The organism is Pseudoalteromonas sp. H103 (genome assembly GCF_001469205.1).
GTDB lineage: Bacteria > Pseudomonadota > Gammaproteobacteria > Enterobacterales > Alteromonadaceae > Pseudoalteromonas > Pseudoalteromonas carrageenovora.
The window spans coordinates 162,431-177,680 of sequence record NZ_LOFG01000021.1; the positions used below are offsets into that span (position 1 = coordinate 162,431).

At 41.1% G+C, this 15,250-nt stretch carries 14 protein-coding genes; 4 read left to right on the plus strand and 10 right to left on the minus strand.

The features are described 5' to 3' along the window. Positions 1-202 precede the first annotated feature (202 nt). The 3 genes from ATS74_RS19355 to ATS74_RS19365 all read right to left on the minus strand — a co-directional run bounded on the left by ATS74_RS19355 (position 203) and on the right by ATS74_RS19365 (position 2,561). Complete coding sequence (locus ATS74_RS19355; protein ID WP_058550492.1) at positions 203-820, minus strand: glutathione S-transferase family protein; 618 nt, start codon at positions 818-820, stop codon at positions 203-205. A gap of 49 nt (positions 821-869) precedes the next feature. Further along, positions 870-1,898 (minus strand): NADP-dependent oxidoreductase, encoded by a 1,029-nt coding sequence (locus ATS74_RS19360; protein WP_058550493.1) that lies wholly within the window; start codon positions 1,896-1,898, stop codon positions 870-872. A gap of 174 nt (positions 1,899-2,072) precedes the next feature. Next, positions 2,073-2,561 (minus strand): GNAT family N-acetyltransferase, encoded by a 489-nt coding sequence (locus tag ATS74_RS19365; protein WP_058550494.1) that lies wholly within the window; start codon positions 2,559-2,561, stop codon positions 2,073-2,075. Between the two features lie 147 nt (positions 2,562-2,708). On the opposite strand from ATS74_RS19365, the gene ATS74_RS19370 reads away from it, so the two are divergent. After that, positions 2,709-3,914, plus strand: coding sequence for an anhydro-N-acetylmuramic acid kinase (locus ATS74_RS19370; protein WP_058550495.1), 1,206 nt, complete (start codon positions 2,709-2,711; stop codon positions 3,912-3,914). A 27-nt stretch (positions 3,915-3,941) separates the two neighbouring features. On the opposite strand, the gene ATS74_RS19375 is transcribed toward ATS74_RS19370, so the two are convergent. After that, positions 3,942-4,427, minus strand: coding sequence for a hypothetical protein (locus ATS74_RS19375; RefSeq protein WP_058550496.1), 486 nt, complete (start codon positions 4,425-4,427; stop codon positions 3,942-3,944). A 544-nt stretch (positions 4,428-4,971) separates the two neighbouring features. Here ATS74_RS19375 and ATS74_RS19380 point away from each other — a divergent pair. Both ATS74_RS19380 and ATS74_RS19385 read left to right on the plus strand, forming a co-directional pair. Then, on the plus strand, positions 4,972-5,346 hold the full coding sequence (locus tag ATS74_RS19380; protein WP_058550497.1) for a hypothetical protein: 375 nt from the start codon (positions 4,972-4,974) through the stop codon (positions 5,344-5,346). A gap of 147 nt (positions 5,347-5,493) precedes the next feature. Continuing rightward, complete coding sequence (locus tag ATS74_RS19385) at positions 5,494-6,375, plus strand: NAD-dependent epimerase/dehydratase family protein (protein WP_058550498.1); 882 nt, start codon at positions 5,494-5,496, stop codon at positions 6,373-6,375. A 394-nt stretch (positions 6,376-6,769) separates the two neighbouring features. On the opposite strand, the gene ATS74_RS19390 is transcribed toward ATS74_RS19385, so the two are convergent. The 6 genes from ATS74_RS19390 to ATS74_RS19415 all read right to left on the minus strand — a co-directional run bounded on the left by ATS74_RS19390 (position 6,770) and on the right by ATS74_RS19415 (position 14,072). Further along, the gene (locus ATS74_RS19390) at positions 6,770-7,861 is read right to left on the minus strand and encodes an OprO/OprP family phosphate-selective porin (protein WP_058550499.1); all 1,092 of its coding nucleotides are present in this window, start codon (positions 7,859-7,861) and stop codon (positions 6,770-6,772) included. 1 nt (position 7,862) lies between these two features. Beyond that, positions 7,863-8,450, minus strand: coding sequence for a DUF4956 domain-containing protein (locus ATS74_RS19395; RefSeq protein WP_039037236.1), 588 nt, complete (start codon positions 8,448-8,450; stop codon positions 7,863-7,865). A gap of 1 nt (position 8,451) precedes the next feature. Further along, entirely contained in the window at positions 8,452-9,366 is a 915-nt protein-coding gene (locus ATS74_RS19400; RefSeq protein ID WP_058550500.1) for a polyphosphate polymerase domain-containing protein, read from the minus strand. 77 nt (positions 9,367-9,443) lie between these two features. Then, positions 9,444-12,002, minus strand: coding sequence for a CotH kinase family protein (locus ATS74_RS19405; RefSeq protein WP_058550501.1), 2,559 nt, complete (start codon positions 12,000-12,002; stop codon positions 9,444-9,446). 221 nt (positions 12,003-12,223) lie between these two features. Further along, positions 12,224-13,351: a zinc-binding dehydrogenase gene (locus ATS74_RS19410; protein WP_058550502.1), complete on the minus strand. Its 1,128-nt coding sequence runs from the start codon at positions 13,349-13,351 to the stop codon at positions 12,224-12,226. A 43-nt stretch (positions 13,352-13,394) separates the two neighbouring features. Further along, positions 13,395-14,072 (minus strand): glutathione S-transferase family protein, encoded by a 678-nt coding sequence (locus tag ATS74_RS19415; protein ID WP_058550503.1) that lies wholly within the window; start codon positions 14,070-14,072, stop codon positions 13,395-13,397. A 166-nt stretch (positions 14,073-14,238) separates the two neighbouring features. On the opposite strand from ATS74_RS19415, the gene ATS74_RS19420 reads away from it, so the two are divergent. Continuing rightward, positions 14,239-15,165 carry a LysR family transcriptional regulator gene (locus ATS74_RS19420; RefSeq protein ID WP_058550504.1) on the plus strand — a complete coding sequence of 309 codons (927 nt, stop codon included), beginning with the start codon at positions 14,239-14,241 and terminating at the stop codon, positions 15,163-15,165. Positions 15,166-15,250: the final 85 nt, after the last annotated feature.

A 15,250-nucleotide genomic window follows, 5' to 3' on the forward strand; every position in this document is an offset into this window, starting at 1 on the left:
TATGTAGTGTGGTTATTCCCCATGAATAGGCGATAACGTAGCATAAATACCAAACATGCGCTGCCCAAAGGGTTCTTTCTAGGGACGATTAACTCTTTGTTGCTCGGTTTTTACTTAGCCCACTAGGTTACAAACCTCGCGCCGCGATTTAATCGCCCATAGATTGAACAAATTTCAATCCACAAAGATCAACACGCCCTGATTAATCGTATTTAGCTTCTAGCTCATTAGCTGTATGAAACTTCTCATGGCTTTGTAATTGCTCATCGTACTTTACAAGGTGTTTAAAGTGCGCAAGTTGGCCTGAGTTTTTAACTATTTCTACAATAAACGACATCATAATGTCGGCACCAGTAAGGGTGTCGCCTACTAAATAGCGCTTACCTTGTAGTCGGTCATTAAAATAGCTAATTACTTTAACGGTTTCTGCGTCGGCATAATTTTCTAAAAACTCTGTTTTAGCGCCATCTTTTAAAACAAACATTTTAAGTAATAGTGGTAAAATAGCTGAGCTTTCAGCAAAGTGTAGCCATTGTTGATATTCAACATATTCAGCGGTGCCTGCTTCTGGCGCAAATTTTCCGTTACCGTATTTAGTAATTAGGTAGTCGGTAATAGCGCCAGATTCGGTAACAATTAAGCCATCGTCTTCAATCACTGGCGACTTACCTAATTGGTGTACTTTTTTAAGTTCGTCAGGCGCTAAAAAAGTCTCGGTATTGCGCTGGTAAGCCACAATTTCGTAATCAACATCTAGCTCTTCTAAAAGCCAAATAATACGTTTTGAGCGCGATTTATTTAAATGGTGTAGTTTAATCATGTCAGTCCTTGTTGGCGTTACAGCATTTGCTGTAACGCCTTAATATTTATTAAAGTGGTTCGTTAATTTTAACCACAGTTTTACCAAAGTTTTTGCCGCAAATCATATCGTTAAATGCGCTTACAGTGTTTTCAATACCTTCAACCATGTGCTCGCGGTATTGAACTTTGCCTTCTTTAAGCCATTTTTTCATGTCTTGTGCAAATTCGTCATAGCGGTGGCCGTAGTCGTCAAAAATTATAAAGCCTTGCATTTTAATACGTTTAGTAAGCAACTGCCCCATTAGCATACCCATACGATCAGGGCCTTCAGGTAAGCTTGTAGAATTGTATTGCGATACTAAACCACACAGTGGCACACGGGCAGCGGTATTAAGTAGAGGCAATACGGCATCAAACACTTTACCGCCCACATTTTCGTAATATACATCTATGCCGTTATCACAGACTTTTTCTAGCTGGTCTGCAAAGTCATCAGCTTTGTGATTAATACAGGCATCAAAGCCCAGTTTTTCAACAGCATGTGTACATTTTTCGCTGCCACCAGCAACCCCCACTACTTTACAGCCTTTAAGTTTAGCTATTTGGCCAACGGTTGCGCCAACCGGCCCTGTTGCTGCAGCTACTACAACGGTTTCGCCTTCTTTAGGTGCGCCAATATCTAGTAAGCCCATGTAGGCTGTAAAGCCAGGCATACCTAAAATACCCAGTGCGTACGATGGGTTTTCTGGCTCTTTACCTAATTGCATTAAGCCTTCGCCATTACTAATGGCGTAACTTTGCCAACCGGTGTAGGCAAGTACCCATTCGCCTTCGCTGAATTTATCGTTTTTAGACTCTTCTACTTGGCATACGGTAGCGCCTACCATTACATCGCCCACATTAACCGGATCGGCGTACGACTTTGCGTCGCTCATGCGGCCACGCATGTATGGGTCTAGTGATAGGTATATGGTGCGCAGCAGCACCTCGCCATCTTTAAGCGCTGGTAAATCTACTGTTTTAAGGTCAAAGTTTTCATCGGTAGGGGCTCCGTGCGGGCGTGATGCTAAAGTAAGTTGACGACTAGTTGCAGACATAAAAATCTCCTCTTAAGAGTGAATTTACTTAGCGAATGTTTATGCGTTAAATCTCTATTTAACCTAAACAATAATGCGCGCTAAGTAGTGTGAATATATATTTTTACCTTAATACATGAGCTTTGGGCGAGGTGATGGTAATTCAAGCTTTACAGAGTATTTATTCTAAATGGTTTATTTTAGCTTGCTAAAAATATGGCTATCGTAAAATACACCATTTTTATAAATGGCCTGTTTGAGAACAGCTTCAGCTTCAAAGCCGCATTTAGTCAGCGCCTTTATAGAGCCGCTATTACCAGTAAATACAGCGCCAAAAATCCTATTTAGATTTGAGTTTTTAAACGCGTTATCGCAAATTTTTGTAATAGCGTGAGTTATTATTCCTTGCCCCCAAAAGTGGCTATTAAGCCAATAGCCTATTTCGCCACTGCGGCTATATTCAAACTCTCCGGGCGTTATACCTATACACCCTGCAAATTGCTCATTTACTATAATTGCTTTAATAATCCCATTTTTAGAGCCTTGGTTTATCCACCAATCGGCATCGGCTTGAGTATACGGAAATGGAATTTTAGACGATAAAAAGCGCGTAACCTGTTCATCGTTTAAGGTATTAATAATGTGTGGCGCGTCTGTTGGTTTAAAGTCTCTTAGGGTGATCATTGTTTTAATTAAGTGTATGTTGCATACGGGTCAACTTAGCAAGCAATTATAGATTGCACAATCACAAAGATTAACCGCTTACGCCTATAACTTTGTTTTAAAGTACTCTAATATAAGCAAAATATGATACCTGTTTAAGATACCTTTATGCACCCACACATAGCCGCCCTTTATAATAGTGCCCAAAAACCAAGCCGTTTAATTATAGGTTTAATGAGTGGTACCTCGTTAGATGGGCTCGATGTAGCACTGTGTAAGGTAACGGGCGCAGGTATAAATACGCAAATTGAAGTGCTGAACTTTACCACCGTTGACTATAACAACGAGTATAAAAGTAAAATAAAGCAGGTATTTGCCAAACGAGAGTGTGATTTAGAACTAGTTACCTTACTGCATCCATGGGTGGGTAAAATCCATGGCGATATGGTTAATCAGTGCTTACATACTTGGCAGGTAAATCCAGCAAGTATTGATGTAATAGCCAGTCACGGGCAAACAATTTACCACTGCCCACAGTCGCAGCATAATCATAAAAGCTTTACTAATGGCACATTACAAATTGGCGATAGCGACCAAATAGCCGTTACTACCGGTATTACAACTATTGGCGACTTTAGGCAAAAACACATAGCCGCAGGAGGGGAAGGTGCACCGCTTGCGGTATATGGCGATTACTTATTTTTTGCAAACCCCAATGAGAACCGCATTTTATTAAACATGGGTGGTATTGCTAATTTAACGTTTTTACCTAAAAGTGGTGATGCAAATAGCGTATTTAGTAGCGACGTAGGCCCAGGTAACACCATTATGGATGCGTACATACAGCAGCATTTTGAAGGCATGCACTTTGATGATGGCGCTAAAATAGCAAAAGCGGGCAAGGTAAATACAGCCTTATTAAATGCAATGTGTAGCAACACTTTTTTTGAGCTTGCGCTGCCTAAAACAACGGGGCCTGAAGTATTTAATTTAGCGTATTTGCATGCTGCTCAGCTGCAAACAAATACACAGCACTTAAGCCATGAAGATGTAATGGCAACTTTAAATATGTTTAGCGCAAGGGTAATTGCAAATGCGTTAAACGAATGCGCGCAAAGTGCTAAAGAGTGTGTGGTGTACGCAAGTGGTGGCGGTATTCATAACCCATTATTAATGGCGCACCTTAATGCGCTGTGCCCGACAATTAAAGCGTTTAAAAATACTGATGATTTAGGCATAAACCCCGATGCCAAAGAAGCCGTACTATTTGCCATTTTAGCCAACGAATGCCTAGCAGGTGAGCAGCAGCACCTAAATAATACTGCGCAGGGTATTGCTGGGGTCACTATGGGTAAAGTGAGCTTTGCTGATTAAGGTTTTATGAGTTTGTATACCAACACATTAAAAAAACGAAAATAAACTTGAGCTCATATTACGAAAGTATTTTTTAACGCCATGGGGCTTAGCTTGGCTTTTAAGGGCTTGCTGATTTTTATAACCAGCCTCAAACGCATTTACTTGCATATCAAACTGTAAACTATTTTTTAAAGTGGCATTTAAGCCATGCAGCATCAATTGCATTACTAAGCAGTGGCTTTGGGTAATTTTACTTAATGTTAAATACACATAACCACGCTCTAAGTCGGCGTTAGTGAGTGCTTTTTCAATAAAGTATTGCGCATCACGCGCATTGGGATACGTTGCGCTCAGCGAAATAATATCGTTTTCGTGGGCGTCGTCGGGCAATACGCATTGCAGCGTAATTTCATGCATAGCACTGGCTTGCAAGGTTAACTGCTCGTATTCCATTGTGTGACCCATCGCCGCAGAGAGAGGATCTTCAAACGATTGTAACGCAAATGTGAGTTGCGTCATTGGTGTGCTCATTTACTTCAACTTCTAGATTATAAAAAATACAGTTCGAGTTTAAATTATCACCTATTTTGATTGCAGTTTTATGACAAATTGCACTTAATCGTATAATCGCTGTATTTTGATCAAAAAAGATCGCTATATGTTCTTTCTCATTCAACTTTGGAATTTGGTTGTTGGGATTAAACTAATTGAAACACTAAATAAAGATCCTAAATTAATATTCCATACTTTATTTTTCTTGATTAAATACGGTATAGGTTGCGGTTTATTGTTGTAGCCCGTATTAGAAGAGTGCCCTCACAAGCTAAGCTATCTTATATTAAAAATGTAGTAAGGCGTTTATGAGCGATAACCGCTCATTGAGATTGGCTAAATATCGCCGTTAATTGATTGGTTAAACTGCGCTTTGCGCATATATTCATGAAAATGAGCGCTGCGCGCAAATTGGATTATTTAACTTTACCTAAAAACTTTAGAAAACTTAGTGATAGTAATAGCTTAGGTAATTTGTTAAAACTATATAAAGTAGATAAGTGAGCGTTAAGTCGGCAGAAATATGCGCGATGAGCGCACTATTAAATTGTTAGGTGCTTTGGTGAAAAAAATGTTTACTTCGGGATGGGAACCAACGCTTCTTTCAGAGGAAGTTTTGGCCTCTGGCGTATGGTTTTATGATAATAAAATACCATTCAATGCAAAGTTGCTTAGACAAAAATATGATTACACATCCTTTGATTTACCAAAAATAGAAGTGACTGTTCACCCTTATAATTTGGATTATATCGATTACTCCATAAGTGACGAGGGCTCTGTATATTTCTGGCAATTTGAAGGACAGGGGCGCAAAAGTAAATCACCTACATTTAGTACTTATTTCGCCGCAAGGGACCACATCAATTCCTACGGTACAAAATATGATATTTCATGGTAAGCACGCACCTAACAAAAAAATTAAGTTCGCCCGCTTCGCGGGCTGGGACGCATACACGCAGGCCGGCTTCGCCATTATGCCCTACGTGCCTGCGCCCCTTATTTAAAAGTTAGCTGCTTTGAGGTCAATCATTAGTAAGGTGTCATAGTGGGAATTTTAGTAACGGGCTCTGCCGGTAGAGTCGGGCGTGCAATCTATATTAAATTAATGCGCACCCATGACGTGGTCGGCATTGATAAAACGCCTTGCTCAACAGCCGATTACATTGGTGATATGCTTGATAGTAATCTGATTGAGCGGGCTCTTAAAAATGTTGATGTCATCATTCATACAGCGGCTCTTCACGCTCCACATGTTGGTTTAGTACCTGATTCAGAGTTTCAGTCTATCAACGTAGACGCGACCGAGAAACTCGCTCTGGCTGGATTAAAAGCAGGTATTAAGCACTTTATTTTTACCAGCACTACTGCATTGTACGGCTATGCTTCAACACCTAAAGGTATTGCAGGTTGGATAAATGAAGACGTCACACCTCAACCCAAGTCGATTTATCATAAAAGTAAAATTGCGGCTGAAGCTAAGCTAGAAGAAATTTCAAAGTTGTTTCAGCTTCCAGTTACTGTGCTGCAAATGTCGAGATGTTTTCCTGAACCTGCGGATTTAATGGCAGTATTTCGCCTTACTCGTGGCATAGATGCTCGTGATGTAGCAAACGCTCATTTATGTTCTGTGGAAAAACGCTTAAGTGGTTTTAATCGTTTTATAATCTCAGGCGCTACACGTTTTCAACTTTCTGATTGTGAAGCTCTATATACTGATGCTGCATCTGTCATCGAGCGTCAATGTCCTGACATCGCGCTAGCATTTAAACAAAGAGATTGGCAACTACCTCAAAGCTTAGATCGCGTATATGATTCATCATCTGCATGTGACAAATTAGGGTGGTCACCTATACATGGTTTTAAAAGCGTTTTGGAAATGTTAGATACTGAAATACCTGAAGTATTGCCAATTTTGAAACGCAGCTAACAAAGCAATTAAGAGTGATTCGGCATGGGTAGCGTTTTTACTATGCATTGCTTTTAACATTAGGCAAAGCGAGTTCGCCCTCAGTACACTCTTTTTTAAAAGTTTCATACTTTGTGCCTAAACTCGTTTGCAAGTTTAGTTTTTCGATAGCTGCCTGTATTAGCCCTTGTCCATCTTTTGTTCACTAAATGCTGGTGTTCATTTTTATTGAACGATATTAATTAGTGAACAGGTAAACTTAAATCCCTTACTGTAATTAGTGGAATAAGTACAAGCCTGATAAGTTACCTTTAGAGAGTTTATAACAGCTCAATTAAAAAGCCCTGTGCTAAACGTTACGTTTAACACAGGGCTTTTTAGTTTTAGATTAACCGGCTTAAAACTACAAAGCGCATTAAAACGAATACTGCAGCCTTAATGAGATTGCATTGCCGGATGTGATAGTACCGCCTGCCTCGTAGTAATCGGCTTTAATGTAGTCGGCCATAAACTTTATATTCTTGTTTACGGTGTAGTTAACGCCGAGGGCGTAGGTTTTTGCGTCTTGGTTTTCTTGCTTGAGCTTAAGTAGGCTGTAGCGGCCTGTAATTTCCCAGCCGGGCTCTGAGCTTGCGCCTAGTTTTGCGTTTTTATACTTACGGTATCCGCCCGATAGCTGATAACCAAATTGCAAATAGCCGCCTTCGTAATCATTGGTTGTATTTTCAATACTGGTTACTTGTGCTTGTTGCCACTCGGCCATCATGGTAAATCTATCTTTAAGCCATAGTAGCTCTACGCCTTGTTGCGAGAGGCTATCGGCATTAATTTTATCGCCTTCTATTAATGAGTCGGCGGTATAAACTTCAAGAGGTTCATTCACTCTAAATTCGTTACCGTCGTACTGCCTCTCACTAAATGCGACGCCTAGGTGTAAAAGGTTGGTGTTTTGCTGCCATGGCACCCAAGCTACGCGCCCTGTAATAGCAGACGTTGCTTCGTCTTCATCGGGCTCGTAATAACCTAGTTGCCAATTTACTGAGGCTATGTCTCCCGATAGGCTAATACCTAAGCTACGGCCTGGCGAAAACGCTTCGCTTATCATGCTTCGTTCGAGCATTAATAAATTACGAGAGCTGGTTAGTTTTTCTAGGCCAAAGCCTTCTTTTTGTTGGCCTATGGTTAAATCGGCATATTTCCAGCCAGAGTATTCTAAGTAGGCGTCTTTTATTTCGGTTTCGCCATCGGCAAAGCCAAGTTGAAATTTACTTTTCCAGTCTTTGCTGATGTCTGATTTAAAACTTAGGCGTGCGCGGCGTATTTCAGAGGTACTTTCTGAGTCGTTGCTTTCGTATTGCCCCTCTAATAATGAAGTATCAAACTTGTTGTAGTCGAGCATAATATAGCCGCTTAGGTCTATATCGTCGTTAATTTTGGCAAAGCTTGCGTTACTTACAAAGCAAAGTGCTGAAAGTGCCGCATAAGTAATCGTTTGTTTAGAGGTCATGTTAGGCTGCCTTTGTTTGTTTTTCGGCTAAGTAACTTACTTTCAGTTGCGCTACGTCTCTTAAAAAGTCGATGTGTTCTATATCTACAGCAACTACGTTTAGCCCTGTGCGCTGTTTTAAATCATGGATGAGTGTGGCTTGGTTTTGCGGGGTTATGTTTTCAATACGCTCGTAGCAAACGCTTTGTACTTCGTAGCGTTTTACAAATACGCTAGAGTCAATCAAAAAGGCAATTAAGCAAATTATGCCGTTAAGAATGCTTAGCTCAATTAAGCTCATTTGCCCTACAGAGGTCAGTAAAGCAATGGCAGTAACGAGAAATAAGTAAGTCATTTCTTTAATCGAAATAGACTCAGTGCGGTACCTTAGCATGGTAAATACGGCAAATAGGCCAAATGCAAATTCCATCGACATATCAACGCCGTGCAGCAAAAAGGTAATAATAAAAACGCCTACGCCAAATAAAATAAACGAGCCTGCCACCACTGCATTTTTACTTATGCGAAAGTAACAGCCATAGCAAAGTACAGCCAGCGATAGGATGTTAACTAAAAAGCGGGAAAGAAAAATAAGATCTAATTTGGTCATTTTAATTATTCTCTAAAGGTAATAGTGGGTTAGTGCGGTTAAGGTGTTTTAAGCGGGCTAAAACAGGTTTAAAGCGGTTTACTTTTAAGCGCTCGGGGTAAAGCAAAGCACAGCCAATGCAGTATTTACTAAACGAGGCAGGGAATATGTGGTGTTTGCTCATAAGCTTATAAAATGGCGAGTGTTTTGTTTTTTTACGTTGCTTAAGTTCGGCAATAAAAAAGCCCGGTAGTGTTATTTTGTTATCGCCTTTTGGGGTGTTGTACCACAGGTTAAAATCAAGCGTTAAGCGCTCGGCTTTTTCTTCGTTAGCTAGTGCTATGCGGTTATAGCCGCTTTGCTGGGTTACGTTTAGATGTGCAAAGCTGTTTTTCATTTGCTCTTTCATAAACGCAGTACAATGGGCTTGCTCGTTGTTTTTTTCGAGCTTGATGCGTGTTTTAACCGTACGGCTTTGGTTGTTTTTTAGTTTTACTTCTAGGTATTCGGTGGCGGTATCAACGTAGCGTCTTTGGCGCACTTTGTAGCGATTAAGCTTACCGTTATGGTGGGCTTTATATAAATCAAGCTCGGGCGTATCAAAGTACTGATTATAATAAGAAAATAAACGCTTACCTTGTATATCAAGTACGCGGTACTGCCCTTGTAAGTGAGTTAGTAACTCAGGTAAAAAAGACAGTGGCAGCATAAACTTACTGTCTACACGGTTCATTAAATTAGCGTTATTAAGATCGTTTAATCCGTAACCTTCAAATGGGGTGAGTAACTCGTTAATCAATGTTGATAATGAGCCATCAGCATTTGGCTTTTCAGGTTGAGCCTGCTTATTTTTAGTGTTTATAGCAGTAATTGCTACTGGTGAGATTGAAGTATCCTTTTCAAAAAGTTCATCCTTAAAACGTGCTTGAATAGTCATAATTTTCTCAGATTATTAAATTGCAAAGTTACAGAGTGCAGTGCCAGCGTGCTGGCACTGCGCAAAGGATGGGCTGTTTATCTAGCGCAAAATCCGCTGCCATCACCCGCTGAGGGTAATGTGCCATCAAGCTGCGCGACCATATTTGCTACGCGGTACTGCATAAAAGACGTTAAGCCGTAAAACTGCCCCGTTGTAGAGGTAAGGTTTTGCTCAAAGTAGGTTGAGCCATAAAAGCTAGTTGGGTCGTTTTGTACGTGCTCACGAATTAAATCGGCTATTTCATTTACGCGTGCGTTAAATGTGTCACTTGAAAGTGAGCCATTAATAAGCTGTGTTAAGTAACTGTGGTACGTGTCTAGGTTGCTTTGCTCGGCAAAGACATTAGCAATTAACGGGCGCTCGCTTAATGCGCCGCTTACTGGCTCATCAATGTAGAGCTCTCTTACATCTACGTTATTACAATCCATGGCAAAGGTGCCGAATGACTCGTTAAAATCCCACGGCAAAATGCTAAATACGCCATCGTCATCGTAAATATAATAGTTATGTGCAAGCGGGCCGTGGTAGCTATCTAAATTGGACAGTGAAGTACTAACCGACATATAACGTAAAAGTGTGTCTACTTCTATGGCGCTGGTTTCGCCTTTATCGAGCGATTCAACAAAGTTAATAAAGGCGCCGTTATCTGTGGTGTCTTCGTTGGTTTGCAGGTTTATATCGGTGTAGCTTTGTATGTCGTCACCTAGCCATAATAAATCGCTGCCTGTGCCATCTGGCTTGTATAAATCGCCATTACTGTTGGTAAAGTGTTTTTCAACAAATTCGCCATCTACGGCTTCTACCATTAAATACAAACCAAATAGTTCGCCGTTTACATAAAAGTTAACGTAAGCATGCTCAGGCGTTGGTACGCCCATTTCATCCATTAGCTCGTAGGCGATTACTTCACGCATGTACGACGGGTCGTTAAACGAGTTTTGTAGTGTGAATTTTTTTAGTCCAAAAAACTTTTGCCCCGACACATATTCGTTAATATCAACCTTAAAGCTGTAACGGTCGCTGCTAGAGTTGGCAACACTGCTTAAGCTTGAGCCGCCTTTAGTGCGAATAGCAACGCTATCAAGTGTTACACCATTAAAGGTAATAGCGGTTTCGTGATATTCCTCATCAAGTGGGTTATCTAGAATGTCTTGCCAGTTTTCGTCAGTAATTGTAATAGAAAGCGTATTAACCGCTGTGGGTGTAAAGGCGGTTGCAACTGTATTTTCACTACTTGGGGTAGGTGTTAAAAACGCATGAGTAAAGCCTGTATTGCTACTTAGGCCGTAACTAAAGCCTGTGGCTACATCACTTTCATCCCAGTCAATGTAGTCAATTACTTCATCGTTGAGTATTAAGCTTAGCTCGTCTTCTTTGCCTAGTTTAAACGGGACGTAGTAAGTGCCTGGGTCTTCGTCGGTGGCATAAATAGTTATGTATTCACCCGCGTATAAATCTATGTCGGGCAGGGTAACGGGGTCTATGTCGTCGCTTTCATCAATAACTTGGTAGTTGGCTAAGTTAATTGTATTTGCGCTGTTGTTGTATAGCTCAAACCAGTCGTTGCCATCGTCTGCGGCGCTTGCCACTATTTCGTTAATAACGAGTGGCCCGTGGGTTGCTTGGCTGTTTGAGCTAAGCTCTGTTGGAGTGAGTACCGCAGTTGCATCGCTGCCATCAGGGTAGCGACCATAGCTGTAACCACTCAGCGCTTGGCCTTTATTCCACGATAACTGCTCTATAATTACATTGTTACTGTAAAGGCTTACGGTATCGCTTGAGCCTAATTTAAACGCAACGCTTGGCAGATCGCCTAAATCATCGGTGCTTGCGTAAATACGGTAAAACTCACCCGGCGATAACGTAATATCAGGTAGAGCAAATTGTTCGTTATTGTCATCACTTAGGGTGTAGTCTGCTAAATAAACATCGCTACTGCTTGTTACATAAAGCTCTATCCAGTCCTCGCCGCCACTACTATCTTTTGCTACTACTTCGTTTATACGAAGTGGTGCATCTTCAGCAATTAGCGTTGTAACAAGTGTTGAGGTATCTGCTGTTTGGTTAGCTGCGCCCTCTGTGGGCGTTAGTATTTGCGCGGTGCCGGTGCCATCGGTGTATAAGCCGTAACTAAAACCTTCAGCGGCTTCGCCTTCTTCCCAATCAAGTACAGAGATAGCAGTGCCGTCCTCGTATAACGTAACCGCATCGTCGCTACCTAGTTTAAAGGTGACGTAATAACCGTTATCGGGCGGTGTATCGGTTTCATCAATGGCTTGAATAACAATAAACTCACCTTGGGAAAGCGATACTGCGGGCAGAGCTTGAGGCTCTCTGTCGGCGTTATCATCAACAAGTGAAAATATCGATAAGTCGGCTATATCTTCAGTGGCGTATAGCTCAATCCAATCGTAGGTGGTATCGCTTGGGCTTGCGACAATTTCGTTAATAACTAAACCAGTTGACGTGATTGTTGATGATGAGTCAGTACTTTGCTCTGTGCTGCTATCGGCTGTTTGCTCAGTACCGCCACAGCCATACAATAATGTAGTAGAGGCAATAACTGAATAAAATATAAAAGGTTTTATATTCATGTATGCACGCTTATTATTTTATTAAAGTGGATAAACTATAAGAATAAAAGGTGCAAACAATGTGTAAAAATTCAGTAAATTACATTTTTATGATGGTTTTGTGACGAGCTTTAGGGACGCGTTAACTGCAAGGCTCACAATAATAGGGTGCGTGTATTTAAACGTAAAAAAGCAGATACTTAATTAGCATCTGCTTTTTAATTTTAACGAAGAATATTTAATTAAGCTTGAGGTTTAATTAAGTACTTCTCGCCGGTAGCTTGTTTAGAGTAAGCCGCGATTGATTGTAAATGTAATACCTCAGCTAATGACACTTCGTGCGTGTAGTTGCTCGCAAATGTAGTGGTGATTTCATTAGCAACGCGTTTGCGCATTTTCATTACTGTATCTGTGCCTAATTTACCTAAAGCATTAAATAACAAGAACCCGTTTACAGCCCAAGCAAAGCCAAAGTTACGATTAAGTGTAATAGGCCCGCGATCTAACGCACCATAAATATATGCTTGTTTAAACGTGTCTGAGCCATATAGGCTGTGCTCTTTCATATCACGCGCAGCTGCCGCTTCCATACAGTTCAGTATGTCACTTGTTAGTTGGCCGCCACCAATTGGGTCAAACGAAATAGTCGCGCCAGTTTCAATAATGGCCGCAGTTAAATCGTCAATAAACGTATCACTGCTTGAGTTTACAACGTATTTAGCACCCATATCGCGCAGTAACTTTTCTTGTTGTGGTTTGCGTACAATGTTAATTAAATCAACGCCATCGGCAATACAAATACGGTTTAGCATTTGCCCAAGGTTAGAAGCCGCTGCGGCGTGAATAATGGCTTTATGGCCTTCAGCGCGCATGGTTTCTACCATGGCGAGTGCGGTAAGTGGGTTAACAAAAGATGATGCACCTTCTTTAGCGGTAGTCCCTTCTTTTAACTCTAGGCAACTTTGTACATTGGCACATATAAATTGACGGTACGTACCGCCACCAATAACAGCCACTGTTTTGCCCATTAATGCTTGTGCGGCTGGCGATGAGCCTGCTGCCACTACGGTGCCCGCGCCTTCATTACCTACGGGTGTTGCTTTACCTACACGGGTTTTAAGTGATGGCATAAATTGAACTGGAACATCGGCAGTAATTACTGGGTCTTGAGCAGTACCCGATTGCTTTGCTGTGCTCATATCGGCTGCGCTAAATAGCACACCTAAATCAGATGGGTTCAGCGGTGCGGCTTCTATACGTACTACCACTTCATCGGCCTCTGGTGTTGGTATATCTATATTTTTTAAAGCAAGCGTTAGGGTGTTGTCGTTGTTAATTGTTGAAGTAAGTTGTGTATTTGTATCTGTCATAAGACTGTTCCTATAAATTGAGAATGGGTAGCGTATAGCGTAATTACTTGCTTTGAGCTGCCTGTATTTGTGCTGTTACCTTTTGCATAAACTCAGGCATATTTGCTTGGCGATCTGCCTCTATTTGCTGAGCAATGGTCGATTGACTCATTTTTGTTTGCCACTCTTTCATACCAGGTATTTCGGCTAGTACATCCCAGTTAAGCTCTTTTGGCGTAAATGCGTTAACCACTGTATTTACGTAGTAAACGTAAATATCTGCCATGCTAAATTGTTCGCCTGCTATCCACGGCGAAAAATGCGTTAATTCACAAAGGGCATTTACACCGCGCGTTAATAGCCTGCGAATGTCGTCTTTTACGTGTTCAGGTGCAGGGGAGCCTGTAAATACATACGGGATTAAGCGCCTGCTTGGCAATTCAAAGTAAAGCTCACTTATTTTCATAATTTGGCGAACAAAAGCACGCTCGGCTGAATCTTCAGGGTATAGCGTGTTGCTTGGGTAGGTTTCTTCAAGGTAGTCGCAAATAACGCTCGACTCTGCAATATTTAGCCCATCAGCGGTGGTAATAGCCGGTACTTTTCCCATAGGGTTTATAGCTAAAAACTGCTCGTCGTTGTTGTATATAAGGTGCTCATTAAATGGCAGCTCTTTGTGTAAAAGTACATGCTTAACCAAGTTGTAATAGTTACTAGCTGCGAAGCCGTGCAAAGTAATCATAATGTAGCCTTTGGTTTTAAGCTTTAACTATTGGCGTTAAATAAATTAAAGCGTGTAGATAAGTTAAGGTTATTATTACTTGTTTTAATTTGCTTATATATAAGGGAAAATGCGAATCACTTTTGTCTTTAAGACAATAAAGCATTTTATTTAATGGAGAGGCAACTTGGATCAACTAAAAGCAATACGGTATTTTATTAAGGTGGTTGAAACAGGCAGTTTTACCAAAGCCGCAAAAGCATTTGATGTGCCGCCCTCGTCGTTGTCACGGCGGGTTGCTGATTTAGAAAAAAGCCTAGGGGCGACGCTTTTAAAGCGTTCGACCCGTATAGTTAAATTGACCGAAGTTGGACAAATTTACTATAACGATGTTCAGCAAATATTAAATCAGCTAGAGCAAAGCCACGAAACAGTGCGTAGTTATCAAACAACACCAATGGGGCGATTATGTATAAGCTCAATGGTGAGTTTTGGTGATAAAATATTACTGCCTCTGCTTGATGAATTTAGCGCGCTATACCCCGAAATTATATTAGATGTTAGCTTAAGTGATGAGCTGTCTACACTTGGGCGTGACGATGTAGATATTGCTATTCGTGGTGGTTATGCGCCAAATGAACGCGTGCTAGCAATAAAACTAATGGATAATGGCTTTATACCTGTTGCGTCGCCTGGCTATTTACAAAAATACGGCGTGCCTAATAATGTTATGGAATTAAAGGATCACAGTGGCCTTTATTTTAAAACGCCAGCGGGGCCAACGCCTTGGTTATGTAAAGTGGATGATCAATGGCACGACGTTTCTGGGCCTGCGGTCGCTATTTCAAATAACGGATCGTGGCTGGCTAAAAAAGCATGTAATGGTGAGGGTATTTTAATGTCTACTCGGTGGGCGCTCGACTCATACCTTGAGTCTGGCCAGTTGCAAGAGCTTAAGTTTGAGCATGAATTAGCGATAAGCCAAAATGCGACTATGGCGGTTTATTTGTTATATCAAAAACAGCGCTATTTAGTACCAAAGGTGAAAGCGGCGGTCGACTTTTTAGTACAAAGAATAAAAGAAACAGATGAAGATAGTAAGCGAATAAAATAGGCCTTAAGAGTTAGGCCTATTGTTTGTATAAATAATAGGTAAAAAATATCTCCTTAAGCTAAAGCTTTTAACTAAGCGCCCGATA

Excerpts from the sequence above, each read along its gene's own strand:
- ATS74_RS19395 (WP_039037236.1), bottom strand. The coding sequence starts at position 8,450 with ATGACCAAATTAGATCTTATTTTTCTTTCCCGCTTTTTAGTTAACATC.
- ATS74_RS19390 (WP_058550499.1), bottom strand. The coding sequence starts at position 7,861 with ATGACCTCTAAACAAACGATTACTTATGCGGCACTTTCAGCACTTTGC.
- ATS74_RS19380 (WP_058550497.1), top strand. The coding sequence starts at position 4,972 with ATGCGCGATGAGCGCACTATTAAATTGTTAGGTGCTTTGGTGAAAAAA.
- ATS74_RS19400 (WP_058550500.1), bottom strand. The coding sequence starts at position 9,366 with ATGACTATTCAAGCACGTTTTAAGGATGAACTTTTTGAAAAGGATACT.
- ATS74_RS19370 (WP_058550495.1), top strand. The coding sequence starts at position 2,709 with ATGCACCCACACATAGCCGCCCTTTATAATAGTGCCCAAAAACCAAGC.
- ATS74_RS19410 (WP_058550502.1), bottom strand. The coding sequence starts at position 13,351 with ATGACAGATACAAATACACAACTTACTTCAACAATTAACAACGACAAC.
- ATS74_RS19415 (WP_058550503.1), bottom strand. The coding sequence starts at position 14,072 with ATGATTACTTTGCACGGCTTCGCAGCTAGTAACTATTACAACTTGGTT.
- ATS74_RS19355 (WP_058550492.1), bottom strand. The coding sequence starts at position 820 with ATGATTAAACTACACCATTTAAATAAATCGCGCTCAAAACGTATTATT.
- ATS74_RS19365 (WP_058550494.1), bottom strand. The coding sequence starts at position 2,561 with ATGATCACCCTAAGAGACTTTAAACCAACAGACGCGCCACACATTATT.
- ATS74_RS19360 (WP_058550493.1), bottom strand. The coding sequence starts at position 1,898 with ATGTCTGCAACTAGTCGTCAACTTACTTTAGCATCACGCCCGCACGGA.
- ATS74_RS19375 (WP_058550496.1), bottom strand. The coding sequence starts at position 4,427 with ATGAGCACACCAATGACGCAACTCACATTTGCGTTACAATCGTTTGAA.
- ATS74_RS19405 (WP_058550501.1), bottom strand. The coding sequence starts at position 12,002 with ATGAATATAAAACCTTTTATATTTTATTCAGTTATTGCCTCTACTACA.